Here is a 21,775-nt window from a genome sequence, read left to right as displayed (position 1 = left end):
ATTTCAAAAACCGATTTAAACAATAAAGACTTTTATTTGTTTGATTTGGTAAATTCATTGTTGCACATAAATTTCCGTAAATCAATGAGATTTTGCGTGCTAAAAAACAACTTATGGCGCTGCGGAGCTGGTGCGTGGCAGGCAGATGGTCTTGCCCGTCAGGCCGTGCGCACCACCCGCGGCGCCGCGCGCGGTGTCTGTCAGATGGGAAACGCGCCCGCGCCCGAGACGTTCAGACAGGCGACCTTGTCGCTGGAGAAATACTTGATCTGTCCCAGGCCGATGGCATAGCAGCCGTCGCTCAGGGGTGAGATCGGGCCCGTCAGTTTTTCGCCACTCACCAAGGTCACGACCCAGGGCGTGGTAGCCGGTTTGCCCGCGTGGGCCAGTGCTTGTTGTACCAGGTCACACATATTGCCTCCCATTCTCGATTGAATAGGCAGATCATAGCAGCGCGCGGGCGCGTCATGCATCGGCCAGCAGATTCCTGGGCAGGGCTACCGAGGTCAGCTTCCAGTGCCACAGGCCGTCGCGGGTCAGCGTGAGTTCGCCGATGTGGCTCTTGCTGTGGGCGCGCTGTACGACCACGCTGTTCCAGGAGGTATAGCGCAGGGTATAGTCAGGCTTGCTATTGCGCTGGCGCCCGCTGATGTCGCTGACCTTGGCCACGGGCGTTTCGTAGCGGGCGTTCAGCTTGATCAGGGCGACTATCCCTTCGGGCATCAGCATGGTGTCGAGCAGCGGGTCGACGATGGACGGGCTGATGTCGGCCGCCACTTCCGGCGCGGAAAACAGGGTCCGCAGCTGCTGCCCCAGGCTGTCGCGCAGCTGTGGCAGGTCGATATGGGCGGCCAGCGCATCGCTGTCCTGTTCCATGGTCGCCGTGCGGATCTTGTTCATGGTGAAATACGGACTGCCATAGAAAATGCCGGCCAGTGCAGCCAGCGCCAGTACAGCGAAAAGCAGGATTCTTTTCATTGTGCGATCTCTTGGATAGCCGGCGACCCGCTGCGCCCGAAGCGTTGGCATTCTACATAATATTTCCAGAAATCAACATGGCGGTTTAGATAATTGTTGTTTTAGATCAATTAACTTGCTTTAAAGCAGTTCAGGCGGCAGGGTGATGTCCGTCAGCGTCCAACCCCATATGCCATGGCGCCGCAGCAGGAACTGGCTGGCGGCGGGGGCCGCGCCGCTGCGCCGCAGCAGCACTTCGTTCCACGAGCGGTAGGACATGCCGAAATCGTGGCGCTTGCCATCGGCTCCCTGCTTGCCGTGCAGGATCAGCAGCGTGATGCCGGGCGGCGAGACGATGGTGTCGAGCATTTCCTTGAATTCGTCTTCGCTGGCCGTTTCGCCGGCCGCCCGCAACTGGCGCGCCACGCTGGCCCGCAAGGCGGGCAGGTCGGCCTGCTGCGCCAGGTTTTCCAGGCGCACGGATTGCGCCGCGATGCTGATGCGGTACATGGCGATATAGGGACTGACCCAGGTAAAGCCGATGGCGGCGACGCTAAAAATGATCGCGGTGGCGTACTTTCTTTTCATGGTCCGTGTTTTTGTATGAGCTGTGCCGCCGTGATTTTACCCGGCCATGGGCGGTGGATGGTGTAGCATTCGTGCCGGCGCGGACCATCGCGCCGCAATATTGAGGACAACCATGAATATCACTATCAATCAGGTGCTGCAGTCGTATATCGACCCGCTCACCGCCAGCGAGTACGCGGCGCTCGAGCGCAGCCTGCTGGCCGAAGGCTGCCGCGATGCGCTGGTGCTGTGGAACGACGTGCTGATCGACGGGCATAACCGTTACGCCATCTGCCGCCAGCACGGCATCGAATTCAAGACCATCCAGAACACCAGCTTTAGCTCGCTTGACGACGTCATGCTGTGGATGATCGACAATCACCTGGCGCGCCGCAGCGTGTCGGACTTCCAGCGCGGCGTGCTGGCCCTGCGCAAGAAGGAAATCGTCGCCGCGCGCAGCCCGGCGCCCGTCAGCGCGGCAGACGCTCCCGAGGGCGAAAACGCGCCGAAACCGCCCATGAGCACGCGCGAAGAGGTGGCCAAGGCGGCGCGCTTGAGCAGCAACCAGATCAGCCAGATCGAGAAGATCCAGAAAGCGGCTTCGCCGGAGCTGGTGGAAGCGGTCCGTTCGGGCACGATTTCCATCAATGCGGCGGCCACCGTGGCATCGCTGCCGCCGGAAGAGCAGGTGGCGGCCGTCGCCGGCGGCAAGAAGCTGCTGCGCCAGGCGGCCAAGGAAATCCGCGAACAGCGCGCCGCCACGCGCACGCCGCGCGAGCCGAAAATCCACATCTCTCAGGATACGCCGGAAACGGGCAACGAACCGTGGGCGGAGAATGCGGCCCAGGCGCCCAGTGAGACGGAGCGCCTGCGCGGCGAGATTGCCAGCCTGAAGCAGAAGGTGGCGCAGCTGCAGGCGGAAAATGTGGAACTCAGCCAGCGTATCGCCGCCTTGATCGACGCATCCTGACCATTGGAGTAGTTCATGCCAGTTCGCCATGCCCTGTTCGCCGCTGTCGCCTGCGGCGCCGTCGCCGCTTCCCCTGTGCTGGCGGCGCCCGCCGTTGCTGCCGCCGACATGGCCCGCTGGCAGGCGCAGGCCGCCAACGTCAGCATCGCGCGCGATACCTGGGGCATTCCCCACGTGACGGGCAAGACGGATGCCGATGCCGTCTTTGGCCTGATGTATGCGCAAGCCGAGGACGATTTTCCCCGCGTGGAATTGAACTATATCAATGCCATGGGGCGGCTGGCGGAAGTGGAGGGCGAGTGGGAGCTGTACCGCGACCTGCGCATGAAGCTCTTCATCGACCCGGCCGAGCTGCAGGCGCAGTACCGCGCCAGCCCGCCGTGGCTGCGTAGGTTGATGGATGCGTTTGCCGACGGCTTGAATTTTTACCTGGCCACGCATCCGCAGGTGAAACCGAGGCTGATCGCGCATTTCGAGCCGTGGATGGCCTTGAGTTTCAGCGAGGGCAGCATCGGCGGCGATATCGAATCGATCAACCTGGCGCAGCTCGAAGCGTTCTATGGCCAGCAAACCGCGCCTGTGGCGCTGGCCAGCGTGGAAACCGGGTTGGCGTCAGGCCTGGAGCCGGAGCCCAGCGGCTCGAACGGCTTCGCCATCGCGCCAGCCATCACGAAAAACGGCCATGCGCTGCTGATGATCAATCCGCACACCTCGTTCTACTTCCGTCCCGAAGTGCAGGTCACCAGCGGCGAAGGCTTGAACGCCTACGGTGCCGTCACCTGGGGCCAGTTCTTCGTCTACCAGGGCTTCAATGAGCGCCTGGGCTGGATGCATACCTCGGGCGGCGGCGACGTCATCGACGAATACCTGGAAAGCATCGTCGACAAGGATGGCGCCTGGTTCTACCGCTATGACGGCGGGCTGCGCCCCCTGAAAGCCGTGCCGATTACCGTGCCGTACAAGCTGGCGAACGGCGCCATGGGCTCGACAACCATCACCGTCTACTACAGCCACCACGGCCCCATCGTGCGCGCGCAGGATGGTAAATGGGTGGCAGTACGCCTGATGCACTCGCCGTTGAAGGCGCTCACGCAGTCGTACACGCGCACCAAGGCGCGCGATTATGCTGCGTTTTATCAAACGATGGAATTGCGCACGAATTCGTCGAACAACACCGTGTATGCGGACGCGGATGGCAATATCGCCTATTTTCACGGCAATTTCATCCCCGTGCGCGACCCGCGCTTCAACTGGAAGCAGCCCGTCGACGGCAGCGACCCGGCCACCGAGTGGAAAGGGCTGCACACGGTGGCGCAGACCATCACCCTGTTCAATCCGAAGAATGGCTGGATACAGAACACGAACAACTGGCCGTATTCGGCGGCCGGGGCCAGCAGCCCACGCCAGCAGGATTATCCCGCCTACATGTCGGTCTACGGCGAAAACGCGCGCGGCCTGCATGCCGTCAAGGTTTTCCAGAACAAGACCGGTTTTACGCTCGACAGCCTGATCGCCGCGTCCTACGACAGCGAACTGACGGCCTTTGAAACCTTGCTGCCGCCGCTGTTCGCCGCCTGGGACGCGCTGCCGCAGCGCTCTCCGCAGAAGCGGGCGCTGGCCGACAAGATCGCGCTGCTGCGGACCTGGGACTGGCGCTATTCGCTCACTTCCACCGCCACTTCGCTGGCCGTGTTCTGGGGCCAGGAGCTGGCCGAGCTGACGGGCAAGCAGGCGCGCGGGCAGGGCGTGCCCGTGGTCGATTTTCTGGCGACGGACAAGGTCACGGCGGCGCAGCGGCTGGCGGCGCTGGCCAGCGCCGCCGATAAACTGCAGCGCGATTTTGGCAACTGGCAAACGCCGTGGGGCGAGATCAACCGTTTCCAGCGCCTGACGGGCGACATCGCGCAGCCGTTTGACGATGCGCAAGCCAGCCTGCCCGTGCCTTACGCGTCGGGCAACTGGGGCGCGCTGGCCGCGTATGGCCAGAGCAGCAAGAGCACGACGCGACGCATCTATGGCGAACGTGGCAACAGCTTTGTCGCGGCCGTGGAATTCGGTTCGCGCATCAGGGCGAAAAGCATCCTGGCGGGCGGCCAGAGCGGCGACCCGAAGTCGCCGCACTTCCAGGACCAGGCGGCCATGTATGCGCGCGGCGAGTTCAAGGACGTGCTGTTTTATCCGGAGGACGTGGCCAGGCACCTGGAGCGCAGGTATCGGCCGGGGGAGTGAGCGGTATCCGTCATGCCAACAATTTGTCGGATTACGCCCGGCGTTGCCGAGCTAATCCGACCTACCGCCCTCCGTATGCCGTAGGTCGGATTAGCGAAGCGTAATCCGACACCTCTCTCCCTCAAATCGCGTCCAGCGCCGTGCGCAGATCATGGCGCAAATCCTCGATATCCTCGATCCCCACCGACAGGCGGATCAAGCCGTCGCCGATGCCCAGTTGTGCCCGCTGTTCGGCGGGAATGCTGGCATGCGTCATCAGGGCCGGGTGTTCGATCAGGCTTTCCACGCCGCCCAGGCTTTCGGCCAGGGCGAACACCTCGCAGCGTTCCAGGATGCCAACAATTTGTCGGATTACGCCCGGCGTTGCCGAGCTAATCCGACCTACCGCCCTCCGTATGCCGTAGGTCGGATTAGCGGAGCGTAATCCGACACCTCTCTCCCTCAAATCGCGTCCAGCGCCGTGCGCAAGTCATGGCGCAAATCCTCGATATCCTCGATCCCCACCGACAGGCGGATCAAGCCGTCGCCGATGCCCAGTTTTGCCCGCTGTTCGGCGGGAATGCTGGCATGCGTCATCAGGGCCGGGTGTTCGATCAGGCTTTCCACGCCGCCCAGGCTTTCGGCCAGGGCGAACACCTCGCAGCGTTCCAGGAAGCGGCGCGCGCCGGCCAGGTCGGTATCGAGGTCGATCGAGATGATGCCGCCGTAACCATCCATCTGGCGCTGCGCCAGCGCGTGCTGCGGGTGCGAGGCCAGGCCCGGATAAAACACCTGTTTGACTTCCTTTTGCTGTTCCAGCCATTGCGCCAGCACCAGCGCGCTTGCGCAATGGCGCTGCATGCGGATGGCCAGCGTTTTCACGCCGCGCAAGGCCAGAAAGCTGTCGAACGGCCCGGCAATCGCGCCCACGGAGTTTTGCAAAAAGCCCAGCTGCTCGCGCCATTCGGCCTGGCGTTCTTCCGCGCCGACGATGGCGATGCCGCCGATGATGTCCGAGTGGCCGTTCAAATACTTGGTGGTCGAGTGCACGACGATGTCGAAGCCGTGTTCGAGCGGCCGCTGCACCAGCGGACTGGCAAACGTGTTGTCGGCCACGGCGATGATGCCCCGCGCGCGGCAGATGTCGGCAATCGCGCGCAAGTCGGCCAGTTTCAGCATCGGGTTGGTCGGTGTTTCCACCCATACCATCTTCGTTTCCGGGCGCAGCGCGGCCAGCAGATTCTCGGGATTGGTCAGGTCGACGTACGTGAATTCATGGCCTGCCGAGCGGCGGCGCACGCGCTCAAATAAACGGTAGGTGCCGCCGTACATGTCGTCGCCGGCGACGATATGGCTGCCCGCGTCCAGCAATTCCAGCACGGACGAGATGGCGGCCAGGCCCGAGGCGAACGCAAACGCGGCGCTGCCGCCTTCCAGGTCGGCCACGCAGCGCTCGAGCGCCCAGCGCGTGGGATTGTGCGAGCGGCCGTAATCGAGGCCCTTGTGCACGCCGGGACTCTCTTGCACGAAGGTGGAGGTGGCGTAAATGGGCGGCATGATGGCGCCCGTCGACGGGTCGGGCGACTGGCCTGCGTGGATGACGCGGGTGGCCAGATGGCTCTTGCGGGGGATGTCTTGGCTCAAGATAAAGTCCTGCGTAAGTGGTTGAGAAGGTCGAAGCGGGTGATCAGGCCGTAAAACGTACTTTCGTCGGCGACGACGGCCGTCAGGCCCCGGTCCAGGGTGCCGCGCAGGGCGGGCAAGCCGCTCGATGGCGCCAGGGTTTCGATCTGCGTCGTCATGGTGGCGCCCACCAGGCCCGCGAAATGGGCGGCGTCGCCGGACACGTGCAGCAGCAAGTCCGATTCGTCGATAATGCCGACCAGCTGGCCGCCGTCGATGACGGGCAGCTGCGCCAGGTCGGCCGAGCGCATGCGGTTGAAAGCGGTGAGCAGGGTGTCGCCAGGCGCCACGCTGACCACGTCGCCCTCGTCGTAGCGGCGCCCGATCAGGTCGCGCAAGTCGCCCGACACGGCCCGCTGCAACAGGCCCTGGTCGCGCATCCAGCCATCGTTGTAGACTTTAGATAAATAGCGCGTCCCCGTGTCGCAGACAAACGTGACGACGCGCTTCGGCGTCGTCTGTTCGCGGCAGTATTTGAGGGCGGCCGCCAGCAGGGTGCCGGTCGACGAGCCACCTAAAATGCCTTCGGCGCGCAGCAGGGCGCGCGCGGAATCAAAACTCTCCTGGTCGCTGATGGTGTAGGCTTTGGTGACACTGTCCATGTCGGCAATCGACGGGATAAAATCTTCGCCTATGCCTTCCACGGCCCACGAGCCGCTCGTGTCCGACACTTTGCCCGTGTCGATGTATTCGGTGAGGATGGAGCCTTGCGGGTCGGCCAGCACGAATTCGAGTTTCGGCTGCACCTTGCGGAAGTAGTGCGTCAGGCCCGTCAGGGTGCCGGACGAACCGACGCCGACGACGATGGCGTCCACGTCATGCCCGCTCTGCTCCCAGATTTCGGGCGCCGTCGTCGTTTCGTGGGCCAGCGGATTGGCCGGATTGTTGAACTGGTCGGCGAAGAAGGCGCCCGGCAGGTCGCGCGCCAGCCGCGCCGCGTAATCCTGGTAGTACTCGGGATGGCCCTTGCCCACGTCCGAGCGCGTGGTGTGCACTTCGGCGCCCAGCGCCTTCAAATGCAGCACTTTTTCCGTCGACATCTTGTCGGGCACGACGAGAATCACGCGGTAGCCCTTGATGCGGCCCACCAGGGCCAGGCCGATGCCCGTGTTGCCGGCGGTGGCCTCGACGATGGTGCCGCCCGGCTGCAGGCGGCCGTCGGCTTCGGCTGCCTCGATGATGGACAGGCCGATGCGGTCCTTGATGGAGCCGCCGGGATTTTGCGATTCCAGTTTCAGGAACAGCTGGCACAGGCCCGTGGCTAGCCTGGTGACTTCGACCAGCGGGGTATTGCCGATCAGCTTGTATAGCGCTGGCGGCTGGGATGGGGATGGCATTCGATCATTCATGGTGGCTCCTGTCAGAGAAACAGCGGCTCCGGATTGTGTCCCGAGCCGCCTTTCGTGCCGCGCAGTGTAGGCGGGGGGACGAGTGCGGCGAACGAATGTTTATATGCTTGCATATACGGCTTTCGCATATGGCCAGCGGTGCGAATCGTTGCAGTATGCGCCGTTTTCAGGCGTTTTGCCTCGGCATTGGCGCATGTATTAAGCTGCCGCAAGCTTGCCATTGCGATTTATAATCACGCCTCGAAAAGATACTAAACAGTATGCTTGAAAAACCAGACAGACAGGGCAGGCGGCAGTGGCAAAACTTTATTTCCGGTATTCCGCGATGAACGCGGGCAAGTCGACGGCCTTGTTGCAAGTCGCGCACAACTATGAAGAGCAGGGCCAGCAGGTGCGCCTGTACACGGCCGCCATCGACAGCCGCTACGGCGTGGGCCGGGTCACCTCGCGCCTGGGGCCGCAGCGCCAGGTCGATATTTTCCATGCCGATACGAATTTCCTCGACGATATTCCCCAGGTGGCTTGCCTGTTGCTTGACGAAGCGCAATTTCTCAGCACGGCCCAGGTGCAACAATTGCACCAGCTGGCGCAGGTGAAGGGCGTGCCCGTCATCTGCTACGGCTTGCGCACGGATTTCAAGGGCGAACCGTTCCCCGGCTCGGCCTACCTGCTGGCGCTGGCCGACGATATCGAGGAATTGAAGAACATTTGTACCTGCGGCAAGAAGGCCACGATGAACATCCGCGTGGACGAGCAGGGCCGCCGCATCAAGGAAGGCGAGCAGATCAGCATTGGCGGCAACGAGAGTTACCGTCAGGCCTGCGGGCGCTGTTTCTACTCGTAAATTAATCGGCGACGGGCGCGCCCACGTCCGCATCGTCGGACAGGGCCAGGTCGCCCCGCTCGAAGGCGGCCAGGATGTCATTGGCGCGCGCCACGTCGTGCTCGCGCACCATCACGCGGGCGCCGCCGATGGCGGCCGCCAGCAGCATGTCGGCCTGCATGTGCTGGTCGTCCGTCAGCAGCACGTCGATGCCGGCCGCGGCCAGGCAACCACGGATGACGTGCGCGTCCGTGGGGATCATCAGCCGGGCTATTACAACGTAGTCGTCGTGCATCGTGGCTCCTGGCAAGTGGGTTCGTTCCCATCTTAGCACCCGGCTTGCACTTACAGCTTGAACACGCCCACCACCTGGTTCAGTTCCTGCGCCTGCTCCTGCAGCGCGTCGGCGGCCGCGGCCGCTTCTTCCACCAGGGCCGCGTTCTGCTGGGTCACCTGGTCCATCTGGGCGATGGCCTGGTTGACTTGCTCGATGCCGCTGCGCTGTTCGTCGCTCGCCTGCGCGATTTCCGCCATGATGGTGCTCACTTGCCGCACGCTGGCCACCACGGTGTCCATGGTGGCGCTGGCCTGGCTCACTTGCGCGTGGCCCAGGTCCACCGTGCCGGCGGACGCCTGGATCAAGTCCTTGATGTCTTTCGCCGCGGCCGTCGAGCGTTGCGCCAGGGTGCGCACCTCGGTGGCGACGACGGCGAAACCGTGTCCCTGTTCACCGGCGCGTGCCGCTTCCACTGCCGCGTTCAGGGCCAGTATGTTGGTCTGGAAGGCGATGCCGTCGATGACGCCGATGATGTCGGCGATCTTGTTTGAAGAGCTGCGGATGGCGTCCATGGTGCTGGCCACCTGCGCCACGGCCGCGCCGCCTTCGGCTGCCAGGGCCGAGGAGTCACGCGCCAGCCGGCTTGCCTGCTGCGCGTGATCGACGTTCTGGCGCACGGTGGAACTGAGTTCCTCCATCGAGGCGGCCGTTTCTTCCAGCGAACTGGCTTGCTGTTCCGTGCGGCTCGACAAATCCAGGTTGCCGCTGGCGATTTCACCGGACGCCGTGGCGATTTGCCCGGCGCTGCCGCGCACATTGCCGACCACTTGCGACAGCTTGTCGCAGATGCGGTTCATGGCGCGCAGCAGGCGGCCGATTTCGTCCATGCTGGTCGTATCGAGGTGCACCGTCAGGTCGCCGGCGGCAATCTGCGCGGCGGCCGCCTCGGCCTGCGCCAGCGGGCGCGAGACGAGCACGCGCACCAGCCAGTACAGCAGCAGGGCAAGCACGAGCAGGGCGACGAAGCCGGAAATGGCCAGCTGCTTGCGCAGCTGGCGCGCCTCCAGGGTGATCTCGTCCGTGAACGTGCCGCCCGCGATGATCCATTGCCAATCCTTGAATTGACGGTAATACAGCTGCTTTTCGCGCGCGCTGGCAGCCGTTTCGCCGGGTGCCGTCCACGTATAGCGCATGGCGCCGTCTTTCTGCGCCAGCATGTCCTGGATGAACAGGCGGCCGTCGCTGGCCTTGAACTCGAGCGCGCTCTTGCCTTCGCTGTTCGGGTGCAGCACCATGTGGCCGTAATTGGCGCCGGGCGCCGTGTCGAGGATATAGATGTAGCCCGTCTGGCCGATCTTGACCTGGCGAATCTTGTCTTTCAACATGGCCAGATTCTTGCTGATATCGAGGCCGATGAACAGCACGCCTACCACCTTGCCAGCCGCATCGCGCACGGGGTCGTACTGCGTGATGTATTGCTTGCCAAACAAGGTGGCCATGCCGACGAAACGCTGGCCCGCGCGCAGCGGTGCGTAGCTGGGATGGTTATGGTCGAGCTGGGTACCGATGGCCCGTTCGCCATCCTGCTTTTTCAGCGAGGTGCTGATGCGCACGAATTCATCGCCGTTGGCGGCAAAGATGGTGGCGATCACGCCCGTCTGCGCCGTGTAGCGATCGACCACGGCCGTGTCGAGGTTGAGCACCTTGCCGCCATTGGCCAGCGCTGGCGTGGCCTTGCCGGCCACGGCCACCATGGCGCCCGTGTCGACCGTGAACGGGCCGGGGAATTCGGCCGCGAACAGGCGCGCAAAGCTGGCCGCTTCGTTGACCATGGCCGTATGGAAGACTTCCGTGGTCGTCATGACGCTATTGAGCTCGCTGGTGACGGCCGCTTCGGCGCGCTGTTCCAGCACGCGCGAGGTATTGATACTCATCAGGGCAGTCAGGCTGGCCAGGATCAGGCTGACCAGGGCAAACGTAAAGACGGTAATCTTGCCGCCGACGCTCCAATGGCGGGGGGAGAATGATTTTGTAGGCATAGTGTGAGTCTGGCAAAGGGTAATCAGCTCGGCCATTCCTGGTCATGACATGACACGCGGGGAGGGGATCTGGTGGGAGGGATGCTGTTGAAACGGAGGCGCGCCGGCCTGGGGCCGCGCGCAGGCAAGCTGTATTTCAGGCCGCGATGATAGCATGTGGCTTGCCATTTGTTACTAAGTGTTTCCCGCAGGAATCATTCCTTTCGCATAAAAACATCATCGACATCAAGGATTGCCACTTCAGTCTATTGACTTTTTGTATTTCAATGGAGCATGTTGATATTCGTCACTGACGAATGATGCGATTTTTCTCACGAATGTTTCACTTTGTAATGAATGAGCCGCCGCCTTTAATCCGCGTTTAAGCTTCCAGGAAGAAACTGATCTTCCATGGGAGACTGCCAGGCCGTATCCTGTAGAATAATATGCAGACCAGTCGTGTATTCCCCTTACTGTCTTGCTGGCTGGCGCATGCATCTCTGCGCCGCCTGGAATTGATTTAACTAATTTTCGGAGAAGCCGATGAAGAAGCAAATGATGCTGGTCACCCTGGTGCTCGCCCTGTCAGCCCACGCTGGCGCAGCCCAGACGGACAAGAGCGCCGCTCCTCCGCTCACCATGAAGCCGCTGGCCCAGCAAACGCAGGCCGCCTTGTGGGCATCGCGCGTCCTGACGCGCGTCCATTACAAGGCCACGCCGCTCGACGACGCCATGTCGGAGAAAATCTTCGACCGCTATTTCAAATCGCTGGACGCGGAAAAACTGTTCTTCGTGCAAGCCGACATCGACCGTTTCGCCCCCTTGCGCACCAGGCTCGACGACGCCATCATCAATGAAGACTTGACGGCGCCGTTTGCCATCTACAATCTGTACCAGCAGCGTTTCGATGAACGCATGGCCTATGCGCGCGAATTGCTGAAGACCAAATTCGATTTCACGGCCGACGAGAGCTACCAGATCGACCGCGAAAAGGCCGCCTGGCCGAAGAACGACGAGGAAGTGCGCGACCTGTGGCGCAAGCGCGTCAAGAATGACTGGCTGCGCCTGAAGCTGGCGGGCAAGGAAGACAAGGCCATCCGCGAGACCCTGGACAAGCGCTATGAAAGCTACACGGCGCGTTCGCGCAAGCTCAACAGCGAAGACGTGTTCCAGATCTTCATGAATGCGTATGCGATGTCGATCGAACCGCACACCAATTACCTGGGCCCGCGCGCCTCGGACAACTTCGACATCGCCATGCGGTTGTCGCTCGAAGGCATCGGCGCCGTGCTGCAGACGCGCGACGAGTACACGGTGGTGCGCGAAGTCGTGCCGGGCAGCCCGGCCGGCTTGTCGGGCAAGCTGAAAGTGGGCGACCGTATCGTCGGCGTGGGGCAGGGCGAAAGCGGCCCCATCACCGAAGTGCTGGGCATGCGCATCGACGACGTGGTGCAGCTGATCCGCGGCGCCAAGGATTCCACCGTGCGCCTCGACATCCTGCCGGCCGACGCCGGCCCGGACGCCAAGCACGTGGTCTTGCCGCTGGTGCGCAAGAAAATCAGCATGGAAGAGCAGGCGGCGAAGAAATCGGTCATCGAAGTGCGCGACAACGGCGTCAAGCGCCGCATCGGCGTCATTTCCCTGCCGACCTTCTACCAGGATTTCGAAGCGCGCCGCCGTGGCGACAAGGACTTTAAAAGCGCCACGCGCGACGTCAGCCGTTTGCTGGCCGAGTTGAAGAAGGACAAGGTCGAGAACGTCCTGATCGACTTGCGCAACAACGGCGGCGGTTCGCTGAACGAAGCCGTTGAATTGACGGGCCTGTTCATCGACAAGGGCCCGGTCGTGATGCAGCGCAATGCCGAAGGCAAGGTCGATATCGAAAGCGACACGAATGCGGGCCTCGCCTGGGACGGTCCGATGGGCGTGCTGATCAACCGTGGTTCCGCTTCCGCGTCCGAAATTTTCGCTGCCGCCGTGCAGGACTATGGCCGTGGCGTCATCATCGGCGAAGGCAGCTTCGGCAAGGGCACCGTGCAGACCCTGTTCAACCTCGACCGTTTCGGCGGCAGCGAGAAAGCCCGTTTCGGCGAGCTGAAGATGACGATCGCCCAGTTCTTCCGCATCAATGGCGGCACCACGCAGTTGCGCGGCGTCACGCCCGATATCAAGCTGCCGGCCATGTCGGACACGGAAAACTTCGGCGAATCGAGCTATGACAATGCCCTGCCGTGGGTGGCCATCAAGCCGGCGCAATACATGCCGACGGGCGACCTGAAGGAGATCGTGCCGTTGCTCGACAAGAAGCATGAAGCGCGCGTGGCGAAGGACAAGGATTTCCAGTACTTGCTCGATGACATAGCCCTGGTCGTCAAGCAGCGCAAGGAAAACCAGATTTCGCTCAATGAAACCGTGCGCCGCAAGGAGCGCGATGCCCAGGAAGCGCGCGCCAAGGCCCGTGAAAAACGCCTGATCGCGCAGATTTCGAATCCGTCCGACGACCTGGTGGTGATTCCCGACCCGAAAGATGTGCTGAAGGGCGCGAAAGCGGCCAGCAAGACGGCCAAGCAGATTGCCGCCGTGAAGGGCGCCTTGCGCACCGATGACGGCCTGCAGGGCGACGAGCGTGCGCTGAGTGCGGAACTGGACGCCGAAACGGCCGCCAAGAGCGCCAAGGACGTGCTGCTGAACGAAGCGGCGCGCATCCTGGCCGACGAAGTGGCGCTGATCAAGGCCGATACCCGCATGGCGGCCAAGGTCTTGCCGTATGGCGCGGACAGCAAGGCGACGCCGGTGACGGCAGCGAAGTAAGGCTTTCATGCACTAGAAAACCGGTTCCTTGCGGAGCCGGTTTTTTTTCGCCCTGATCAGTTATCTGTTTTGCGTATTTCTATCATTCCAACAATCAATTGGATTGATATGCCGCGATGCAGCATAATGCACTTGTCTCCTCTATTCTCCTCCAAGAAAATAGATTCAGCCCGCTCCTTGTAGCGGGCTTTTTTTTGCCTCAGCGGTGTGAGTAAAGCCGTTGGCAAGCAAATGTTGCCGCTGCTGGTGCCCCTGACTTTATGGGGCAACTTGGTCAAGAGGTTTGCGGTAATGTTCTCAGGTAATTTACGTCCTTGAAATTGTTGCAGATATTGCTCGGCAGTCGGCAATGTGTGTCGACGTAAGTCATTGTTATATAAGGATTAGTCTTGACAATTATTGGTGGGTTGCTATAGTCTTTGATGTGCACCCTTGGCAGGAGCGAAAATGAAACTTGAAGAGCGTATGCTTCGTTCAGTGAAACAGCGTGCTGGTAATGTAATTTTGCGAACAGAAATAGCCCGTTTGGGAAGTGCATCACAGGTGACCGAGGCACTTAAATCGTTGCAGGCTAAGGGTGTGCTGGTTCGGATCGGGACTGGAGTCTACGCCAAAACACGTAAGAGTTCGGTTACAGGGGCGACTATCCCGGCCGGCAGTCTTGAGACGTTGGCGACTGAGGCGTTGAAAAAATTAGGGGTAACAGTACGCGCAGGTAAGGCGGCTGCGGCATATAATTCCGGTAAGACAACCCAACTTCCAGGGGCCTTCGTTGCCAATACGGGTGGTCGACGTATCCGCAGAAAAATTGCGGTGGGAGGCCGCTCGGTAGTCTATGAGAACGATTACGGACAAGCAACGGCGAGCGCTTGAAGACCTTGCTGCGGAGGGGCTCCTTCGGGGCCTGCCGGTACAGATCGCTGAAAAAGATATCCATATCACCGAGCTTCTCAAAGGATTGAGCGAGCTTCAGGTTTCGCACGACCATTTCAGCGACCTCAACACGCGAGGGGGAGAGCTAACTCGCCATGACGTTGGCATTCAGTTGGTTTTCGCTGGCGGTACGTGTCTGTCAAAAGCGCATGGACTCATCAATCGAATGTCGGAAGACATCGACATTAAAGTTTCGCTTTCGCCAACTCCCAAACCGCTGAAGAAGGGACGCGGAGACCGTGTCCGCTTAATCGCATTACACGAAGTGCTCCCCTCATTGTTGGCGACGTTGGGATTCCCGTTGCTCGCGTACCCTGACGGAGGTGAAAATCCGCGAATTCGCGATGCGCACCGTTACTATGTAGTCGGTGCCGCTTATAAGTCGGCATACGACCAACTGCCAAGCCTACGGCCCGAGCTTAAGCTTGAACTGATTCAACGTCCCCCTCTTTTGCCACTCGAGAAGCGAGAGTTTGGCTACCTCTATGAATCGTTGGCGGGCATTGCACCCAGCACAACACTCTCGATTGATTGCATTTCAGTGGCTGAGACCACGGCGGAAAAAGTTCTGTCCTTGCTGCGACGTTGCGCCTACAAATGGGACGGCCACCAGACCAAAGGAGATATCGACCCTGCGCTGGTGCGGCATGTCTACGATGTCGCCAGGATTGCGGAGCAGTTCGGTGATTCACTTACGGCCGCCAAGGGTATCTTCTCACAGCTTGTCATGAGCGACCGAGATGAATTCAAAGGGCAAAACGCCGAATTCGATGTCGACCCCGTGTCTGTGCTTAAGCGGACTTTGATTGCCGCGAAAGAAAATGGCGAGTTGAAAGAGCGCTACACGCGAAACCTCATGCCACTTGTCTATGGCCTCGACCCGCCGAGTTTCGAAGAATCCTTCGCTTCCTTTGAAGTCGTGGCGCACTATTTTCTTGACGCTTGCTACTAGTTTGCGGGTGGGCTCCGAATTCCCCCAGCTTAGCTGGGGGAATTTCCCACGGATGCCGACTACTATTGGGCAAAAATGCCGTGCATGCGCCCGCTTTGCACATCAGCATTTTCCGCCAGCAAGGCCGTGATCCAGCCGGCAAACGCCTGCAGCTTGGGCGTGGCCAGGCGGCCTTGCGGCGTCAGCAAGGACATCGGCATGGGCGTGGGCGGGTGCTCGGCCAGCACGGCCACCAGGGCGCCGCTGTCGAGGTGTTCGCGCACCTGGTACTGGGCCGCCTGCGCCAGTCCCAGCCCTTGCAGCGCGCAAGCGACGCTGGCGTCCGCGTCGTTGACGGCGATGGGGCCGGCCATCTGCACGCGCAGCACTTCCTTGCCTTGTTGAAAATCCCAGTCGAAGGCGCGGCCCGTGCGGCCCGAGTAATGCATGATGCCGTGGTGCGTGGCCAGGTCGGCCAGGGTGCGCGGCGTGCCGTGCCGCGCCAGATAGGCGGGCGAGGCGCACGTGACGAAGCGCATCAGGCCGACCTGCTTGCCGATGAAGGCGGAATCCTGCAAGGTGCCCACGCGCAAGGCGCAATCGATGCCTTCCTGCGTCAGGTCGACCAGGCGGTCCGTCAGGCTCAGCTGCAATTGCACGTCCGGCCAGGCGGCGTGGAAGTGCGCGATATGCGGCACGACCAGTCTGCGGCCCACCGTATTGGGCAGGTTGATGCGCAGCAAGCCGCGCGGCTTTGCCGCGTCGGGGCCGCGAAACGCCAGTTCCGCCGTATCGACGGCTTTCAAAATATCAATGCAATGGCGAAAGTAATCTGCCCCTTCCGGCGTCAGCGACAAGCGGCGCGTGGTTCGTTGCAGCAATTGCGTGCCCAGGTAGGCTTCCAGCTTTTGCAGGGTGGCCGTCAGCGCGGCACGGGGCAAATTCAAGGTTTCGGCCGCCTTGGAAAAACTGTTGGCTTCGACGATGCGCACGAAGGTCTGCATGGCCTTGATCTTATCCATAGGATAGCTTCCATTCTCATTGTTCATTTTATGTGAAAAGTATAAGTGGATTATGCCCTGATTATCTTAGGCCCGGTTTTGCCTAGAATGGCAACATCCCTATCGAACCGAGGAAACAACATGAACAAGGCCTCATCTTCCGCTCCCCACGACATTGCGCCCGCCATGGTGCTGCTGCTGGCCATCGCTTCCGGCCTGATCGTCGCCAATCTGTATTACGCGCAAACCCTCGTCGGGCCCATCAGCGCCTCGACGGGCCTGTCGGCCCAGGCGGCCGGGCTGATCGTCACGCTGACGCAAGTGGGCTATACCCTGGGCCTGCTGTTTGTCGTGCCGCTGGGCGACTTGCTGGAAAACCGCCGCCTGATCGTCACGGCCTTGCTGGTGACGGCTACGGCCCTGGTGGTCGCGGCCATGAGCACGGGCGCCATCGTGTTCCTGGCCGCCGCGCTGGCCATCGGCCTCGGTTCCGTGGCGGCGCAAGTGATCGTGCCGTTTGCCGCCCACCTGTCGCAGGAAGCGACGCGGGGACAAACCGTGGGCAAGGTGGTCAGCGGCTTGCTGCTGGGCATCATGCTGGCCCGTCCCGTGGCGTCACTGGTGGCCGCGCACGCCAGCTGGCACGTGGTGTTCGGCGGCGCCGCCGTGCTGATGGTCTTGCTGGCGCTGGTGCTGCGCCGCGCCTTGCCCGTGCGCCAGCCCGTGTCGAGCATGCGCTATCCGGCCCTGATGGCGTCGCTGTGGCACTTGCTGCTGGGCACGCCAGTGCTGCGCCGCCGCGCCGCTTATCACGCGGGCCTGTTTGGCGCCTTCAGCCTGTTCTGGACCGTCACGCCGCTGGTGCTGGCCAGCCCCGCGTTCGGCCTGTCGCAAACAGGCATCGCCATCTTTGCCCTGGTGGGCATGGCGGGCGCCGTCGCTTCGCCCATCGCCGGCCGCCTGGCCGATGCGGGCCACACCTTGCCGGCCACGGCCGCCGCGCTGGCGCTGGGCATCATCGCGTTTGCCTTGCCCATGTTTGCCCCGGAATCGAAATCTGTGGCGCTGGGTTTGCTGGTGGCGGCCTCCATCGTGCTCGACATGGGCGTGGCGGCGAATCTGGTGCTGGGCCAGCGCGCCATCTTCAGCCTGGGCGCGCAAGTGCGGGGCCGCCTGAACGGCCTGTATTTCGCCCTGTTCTTCGCGGGCGGCGCGGCCGGCTCGGCCATCGGCGCCTGGGTGTATGCGAGCCATGGCTGGCCAGCGACTTTGCTGACCGGCATGGCGTTTCCTGGCCTGGCCCTGCTGGTGTGGCTGACAGAATTTTTACCGCTGGCCATGCGCCGCACGGCTTGAAACCCTGATGGGACCTCATTATCACTGATGGATATTTCTATCATCATGAATATAAAGTGGCGTGATATGCCGCGATGCCGCAAGATGCACTTGTCTCCTCTATCTCCTCCAAGGAAATAGATTCAGCCCGCTTCCATAGCGGGCTTTTTTTTGCCTGTGTTTTTTAAATGACCACCAGGTCCAGCGCGCGCATGAAGTTGGCCGCTTGCGCATGCGTGATGACGGCGCCTTTCAGCAGCGCCGCTTCGCTCAGTTTGAAGCCGTCGATATCGGCGCCGCGCAAGTCCGCGCCCTGGAACTTCGCCAGCTTGATGGTGGCGTTGCGCAGGCTGCCCCCTTCGAAGACGGCGTCGCGGAAATCGCAGCCGGCCAGGTAGGCGTCGGAAAAATCCAGCTGTTTCAATGTTGCCTTGCGGAAGGAGAAGCCGCGCAGGTCGGCGCCCACCAGCAGGCTGTCTTCAAAGGTGAGGCCCAGGTGGGCCACTTCTTCGAACGAGGCGCCCGTCAGCTTGCAGCCCCGGTAGGTGGCCGAGGCCAGCTTGGCGCGCCGCCATTTCGTGTTGTTCAGGTCGCAGCCTTCGAAATTCGCGTCGACGGCGTCGACGGATTCGAAATCGGCGCTACCGGCGCGGCAGCGGCGCCAAGTGCTGCGCGCGAGCTTGCTGGCGAACAAGTTGGTTTCCGCAAAGGTGCAGCGTTCAAACGTGCAGCCCTGCAAGTCGAGGCGCGATAGGTCTTCGCCATCGAAGGCGCAATCGATGAAGTGGCGCACCGACTGCGCCAGTTGCTGCTCGATGCCGGCGCGGTCCAGGGTCATGCCGCTTGCTGCGGTGTCGTGTGTTGCCATCCGTTTTTATTCCTCATCAAAGCAGGGGAGGGATGGCGCGGCGGGAACAATGCACGAACCAGTACACCTCCCCGGCTGGTGTAACAGCCAAGGGTCAGCGCCGTGGGTCCGCGTGGGCGGGAGCATGCCGGACGGTGCCGGGCACTTACCGGGTTACCAACCGGTGCGCTCATTTTCGATCAGCCTGTATTGTAACGGCTAGACTACACACTTGCCAGCGCTGTCAAAGCCGGGTTAGTATCGTCACAGGCGCACTCATTGCGCCAACGTCGCTCGGACGGATCCGGGCGCTTACGTATAGAGATATCATGACCGACAGCCAAGCTCCGCGCAGCTTTTCGCGCATCAATCGCCTTCCCCCCTACGTTTTCAATATCACCGCCGAGCTCAAGATGGCCGCGCGCCGCCGTGGCGAGGACATCATCGACATGTCGATGGGCAATCCCGACGGCGCCACGCCGGCCCACATCGTCGACAAGCTGGTCGAGACGGTGAAACGCCCCGACACGCACGGCTATTCCGCGTCAAAAGGTATTCCGCGTCTGCGCCGCGCGATTGCACACTGGTACAAGAAGCGCTACGAGGTCGATATCGACCCGGACAGCGAAGCCATCGTCACCATCGGCTCGAAAGAGGGCCTGGCCCACCTGATGCTGGCAACGCTCGACCGGGGCGACACGGTGCTGGTGCCGAACCCCAGCTACCCGATCCACATCTGGGGCGCCGTCATCGCGGGTGCCGATATCCGTTCCGTGCGCATGGGGCCGGGCGTGGACTTCTTTGCCGAACTGGAACGCGCGATCCGCGAAAGCTACCCGAAGCCGAAGATGATGGTGCTGGGTTTCCCGTCCAACCCCACGGCGCAATGCGTGGAACTGGAGTTTTTCGAGCGCGTCGTGGCGCTGGCGAAGCAGCACAATATCCTGGTGGTGCACGACCTGGCGTATGCCGACATCACCTTCGATGGCTGGAAGGCGCCGTCCATCATGCAGGTACCCGGTGCGCGCGACGTGGCCGTCGAGTTCTTCACCATGTCGAAAAGCTACAACATGGCGGGCTGGCGCATCGGCTTCATGGTGGGCAATGCGGAACTGGTGGCGGCCCTGGCGCGCATCAAGAGCTATCACGACTATGGCAGTTTTACGCCCGTGCAAGTGGCGGCGATTGCCGCGCTGGAAGGCGACCAAAGTTGCGTGACGGACATCTGCGCCCAGTACCAGCGCCGCCGCGACGTGCTCGTCAAAGGCTTGCATGAAGCGGGCTGGATGGTGGAAAAACCGAAGGCGTCGATGTACATCTGGGCGCACATTCCCGAGGCCTATCGCCACCTGGGTTCGCTGGAATTTTCCAAGCTGCTGCTGGAAAAGGCCAGGGTGAGCGTGTCGCCCGGCATCGGTTTCGGCGAATACGGCGATGAATACGTGCGCTTTGCCCTGATCGAAAACGAGGCGCGCGTGCGGCAGGCCTTGAGGGGCATCAAGAATATGTTGCGTGCGAGCCAAGGAAAAGCGGAGGCGGCAGCATAAAAAGTTGCCGTATGGAATTGTCTGTTGCCCCTAATATCACTGCTGCGTATTTCTGACATCACGAATATAAAGTGGTTTTATATGCTGCAACGCGGCATCATGCATCTGTCTCCTCTATATTCCTCCAAGAAAATAGATTCAGCCCGCTCCCGTAGCGGGCTTTTTTTTGCCTGGAAATGCATATTTGTTGTCTGAAGAGTATTTTGTGTACCTTGAATGGCAATACATGTTTCAATGCGCGCCTATCCTCCTATGAAAGCCGGGCATGGCACATGAAAACCTCAGCAAAGCACCTCAAAAAGCGCCTGACTCGGACACGTTTTTCATCAATAGCGATGCAACGTCAAATAATGAGTTCAGTTTTCATAACGAATGGTTAGTCAGGGGCGTTGCGGTGACCAGCGGCGGCCCCGAGTTCCTGGAAAAGATCAAGCGGCCCAGGCGCGGCGACACGCTGCTGTTATGGGTAAACAAGATCGGTATTGTTGCTGCCGGCACGGTGCTCGATGATGCGCCGGTCATCGTGTTTCGCGGCGGGGGCGTGATCAGCCCGAATGAGCCAGAAGAGTATCACCGCATGGTGCGTTGGTATGCTGATCTGCGCAGTACGCCTGTTTCCTCTGCCGAAGTCGTCGTTTTTCACGGCACCAATCCTCGACAGGCGTTTGGCGCCCTGAACAAGGGGAAGGAGGCCATCCTGGCCTTGATAGCGAGCAAGGTCGAGCAAAACGATATCAATGATTTGCTTGCGAGAGGGAAGGGGCGCTCAACGGAGATAGAAATACTGTGTCAGGCCCGGCGCGGCCAAGGCAGGTATCGCGACGAATTGCTTGCCTTATGGGACAGGAAATGTGCCGTCACGGGCTGCGATCTGGAAGCGGTCTTGCGTGCTTCGCATGCCCTGTCCTGGCAAGGGGCTACTGATCAGCAGCGGCTTGATCCCCATAACGGCTTGCCGCTGATCGCGACCCTGGATGCCTTGTTCGATCGAGGCCTGATCAGCTTTGCGGATGATGGCGCCATGTTGTGTGCCCCCTCGCTGCTGGGGCGGCATCGTGACCTCCTCGGTTTGCCTGCCCCCTTGTGCATGGCCCTGAAGGAGGAGCAGAAATATTATCTGCGCATGCATCGGCAACGCTTTGCGTTTTGTTCGCCGCCCCAGGATTAAGCGCGGTGCCATCGCCCCTATCTTGCCCATGCGCGAGCGATAGGCGCCGGCGCATGGCATTTTTTGCCGCCTGCCCGAGATATAGATAATTTGCATTTCCGCTATCACAACATATCATTGGATGGATATGCCGCAATGCGGCATCATGCATCTGTCTCCTCTATCTTCCTCCAAGAAAATAGATTCAGCCCGCTCCCGCAGCGGGCTTTTTTTTTGCCCCTTGCGGTCGCAAGGGTCCTCCTTGCTCAGGTGCGGGTGCGTAGCTGCAAGTTGGGCACGTCATCCGTCAGCGGCCATTTCGACAGGGCAAGGTGGATACATTGGAGTTGTATTCACATGAGTATTAATAA

Annotated in this window: 20 protein-coding genes; 9 read left to right on the top strand and 11 right to left on the bottom strand. The window is 61.3% G+C overall.

Annotation, left to right across the window (positions count from 1 at the left end; translation table 11 throughout):
• Positions 1-200: 200 nt before the first annotated feature.
• The 3 genes from AC3RCJ_RS18690 to AC3RCJ_RS18680 all read right to left on the bottom strand — a co-directional run bounded on the left by AC3RCJ_RS18690 (position 201) and on the right by AC3RCJ_RS18680 (position 1,545).
• Positions 201-413 carry a hypothetical protein gene (locus AC3RCJ_RS18690; protein ID WP_492962240.1) on the bottom strand — a complete coding sequence of 71 codons (213 nt, stop codon included), beginning with the start codon at positions 411-413 and terminating at the stop codon, positions 201-203.
• Between the two features lie 52 nt (positions 414-465).
• The gene (locus tag AC3RCJ_RS18685) at positions 466-978 is read right to left on the bottom strand and encodes a DUF2939 domain-containing protein (protein WP_492962242.1); all 513 of its coding nucleotides are present in this window, start codon (positions 976-978) and stop codon (positions 466-468) included.
• A 120-nt stretch (positions 979-1,098) separates the two neighbouring features.
• Entirely contained in the window at positions 1,099-1,545 is a 447-nt protein-coding gene (locus AC3RCJ_RS18680) for a DUF2939 domain-containing protein (protein WP_492962244.1), read from the bottom strand.
• Between the two features lie 112 nt (positions 1,546-1,657).
• Here AC3RCJ_RS18680 and AC3RCJ_RS18675 point away from each other — a divergent pair, with 112 nt between their 5' ends.
• Both AC3RCJ_RS18675 and AC3RCJ_RS18670 read left to right on the top strand, forming a co-directional pair.
• Positions 1,658-2,494, top strand: coding sequence for a hypothetical protein (locus AC3RCJ_RS18675; RefSeq protein ID WP_492962246.1), 837 nt, complete (start codon positions 1,658-1,660; stop codon positions 2,492-2,494).
• A 15-nt stretch (positions 2,495-2,509) separates the two neighbouring features.
• On the top strand, positions 2,510-4,723 hold the full coding sequence (locus AC3RCJ_RS18670; RefSeq protein WP_492962248.1) for a penicillin acylase family protein: 2,214 nt from the start codon (positions 2,510-2,512) through the stop codon (positions 4,721-4,723).
• A 121-nt stretch (positions 4,724-4,844) separates the two neighbouring features.
• Here the strand turns inward: AC3RCJ_RS18670 and AC3RCJ_RS18665 are convergent, their stop codons facing one another.
• From AC3RCJ_RS18665 to AC3RCJ_RS18655, 3 genes are read right to left on the bottom strand one after another with little or no spacing between them, the layout of a single operon-like run.
• Entirely contained in the window at positions 4,845-5,168 is a 324-nt protein-coding gene (locus AC3RCJ_RS18665) for a PLP-dependent transferase (protein ID WP_492964712.1), read from the bottom strand.
• Positions 5,165-6,346 carry a trans-sulfuration enzyme family protein gene (locus AC3RCJ_RS18660; RefSeq protein WP_492964710.1) on the bottom strand — a complete coding sequence of 394 codons (1,182 nt, stop codon included), beginning with the start codon at positions 6,344-6,346 and terminating at the stop codon, positions 5,165-5,167. Before AC3RCJ_RS18660 ends, AC3RCJ_RS18665 begins: the two co-directional genes overlap by 4 nt.
• Positions 6,343-7,734 (bottom strand): pyridoxal-phosphate dependent enzyme, encoded by a 1,392-nt coding sequence (locus tag AC3RCJ_RS18655; RefSeq protein ID WP_492962252.1) that lies wholly within the window; start codon positions 7,732-7,734, stop codon positions 6,343-6,345. The genes AC3RCJ_RS18660 and AC3RCJ_RS18655 overlap by 4 nt, the downstream gene beginning before the upstream one ends.
• A 295-nt stretch (positions 7,735-8,029) precedes the next feature.
• On the opposite strand from AC3RCJ_RS18655, the gene AC3RCJ_RS18650 reads away from it, so the two are divergent.
• Positions 8,030-8,578, top strand: coding sequence for a thymidine kinase (locus AC3RCJ_RS18650; RefSeq protein WP_492962254.1), 549 nt, complete (start codon positions 8,030-8,032; stop codon positions 8,576-8,578).
• A 1-nt stretch (position 8,579) separates the two neighbouring features.
• On the opposite strand, the gene AC3RCJ_RS18645 is transcribed toward AC3RCJ_RS18650, so the two are convergent.
• Positions 8,580-8,852: a putative signal transducing protein gene (locus AC3RCJ_RS18645; RefSeq protein ID WP_492962255.1), complete on the bottom strand. Its 273-nt coding sequence runs from the start codon at positions 8,850-8,852 to the stop codon at positions 8,580-8,582.
• 50 nt (positions 8,853-8,902) lie between these two features.
• A complete protein-coding gene (locus AC3RCJ_RS18640) occupies positions 8,903-10,873 on the bottom strand; it encodes a methyl-accepting chemotaxis protein (RefSeq protein WP_492962257.1) in 1,971 nt (656 codons plus the stop codon).
• 522 nt (positions 10,874-11,395) lie between these two features.
• On the opposite strand from AC3RCJ_RS18640, the gene AC3RCJ_RS18635 reads away from it, so the two are divergent.
• Complete coding sequence (locus tag AC3RCJ_RS18635; RefSeq protein ID WP_492962259.1) at positions 11,396-13,663, top strand: carboxy terminal-processing peptidase; 2,268 nt, start codon at positions 11,396-11,398, stop codon at positions 13,661-13,663.
• Positions 13,664-13,719: 56 nt separating this feature from the next.
• On the opposite strand, the gene AC3RCJ_RS18630 is transcribed toward AC3RCJ_RS18635, so the two are convergent.
• Complete coding sequence (locus AC3RCJ_RS18630; RefSeq protein ID WP_492962261.1) at positions 13,720-14,013, bottom strand: hypothetical protein; 294 nt, start codon at positions 14,011-14,013, stop codon at positions 13,720-13,722.
• 97 nt (positions 14,014-14,110) lie between these two features.
• Here AC3RCJ_RS18630 and AC3RCJ_RS18625 point away from each other — a divergent pair, with 97 nt between their 5' ends.
• Together AC3RCJ_RS18625 and AC3RCJ_RS18620 are read left to right on the top strand one after the other, a co-directional pair.
• The gene (locus AC3RCJ_RS18625) at positions 14,111-14,536 is read left to right on the top strand and encodes a DUF6088 family protein (protein ID WP_492962263.1); all 426 of its coding nucleotides are present in this window, start codon (positions 14,111-14,113) and stop codon (positions 14,534-14,536) included.
• Positions 14,499-15,548, top strand: coding sequence for a nucleotidyl transferase AbiEii/AbiGii toxin family protein (locus AC3RCJ_RS18620; RefSeq protein WP_492962265.1), 1,050 nt, complete (start codon positions 14,499-14,501; stop codon positions 15,546-15,548). Before AC3RCJ_RS18625 ends, AC3RCJ_RS18620 begins: the two co-directional genes overlap by 38 nt.
• Before the next feature lie 62 nt (positions 15,549-15,610).
• On the opposite strand, the gene AC3RCJ_RS18615 is transcribed toward AC3RCJ_RS18620, so the two are convergent.
• A complete protein-coding gene (locus AC3RCJ_RS18615; protein ID WP_492962267.1) occupies positions 15,611-16,549 on the bottom strand; it encodes a LysR family transcriptional regulator in 939 nt (312 codons plus the stop codon).
• 120 nt (positions 16,550-16,669) lie between these two features.
• Between AC3RCJ_RS18615 and AC3RCJ_RS18610 the strand changes: the two genes are divergently transcribed.
• Complete coding sequence (locus tag AC3RCJ_RS18610) at positions 16,670-17,884, top strand: MFS transporter (RefSeq protein ID WP_492962269.1); 1,215 nt, start codon at positions 16,670-16,672, stop codon at positions 17,882-17,884.
• Between the two features lie 163 nt (positions 17,885-18,047).
• On the opposite strand, the gene AC3RCJ_RS18605 is transcribed toward AC3RCJ_RS18610, so the two are convergent.
• On the bottom strand, positions 18,048-18,731 hold the full coding sequence (locus AC3RCJ_RS18605; RefSeq protein WP_492962271.1) for a pentapeptide repeat-containing protein: 684 nt from the start codon (positions 18,729-18,731) through the stop codon (positions 18,048-18,050).
• A gap of 308 nt (positions 18,732-19,039) precedes the next feature.
• Here AC3RCJ_RS18605 and alaC point away from each other — a divergent pair, with 308 nt between their 5' ends.
• Positions 19,040-20,257, top strand: a complete 1,218-nt coding sequence (gene alaC / locus AC3RCJ_RS18600; protein ID WP_492962273.1) for an alanine transaminase — start codon at positions 19,040-19,042, stop codon at positions 20,255-20,257.
• 265 nt (positions 20,258-20,522) lie between these two features.
• On the top strand, positions 20,523-21,425 hold the full coding sequence (locus AC3RCJ_RS18595; protein ID WP_492962275.1) for an HNH endonuclease: 903 nt from the start codon (positions 20,523-20,525) through the stop codon (positions 21,423-21,425).
• Positions 21,426-21,775 lie beyond the last annotated feature (350 nt).

This window comes from Janthinobacterium sp. GW822-FHT07H11, from assembly GCF_058798615.1.
The sequence above is the reverse complement of the archived record's forward strand: the minus strand, read 5'-3'. Positions and strand labels throughout refer to the sequence as shown.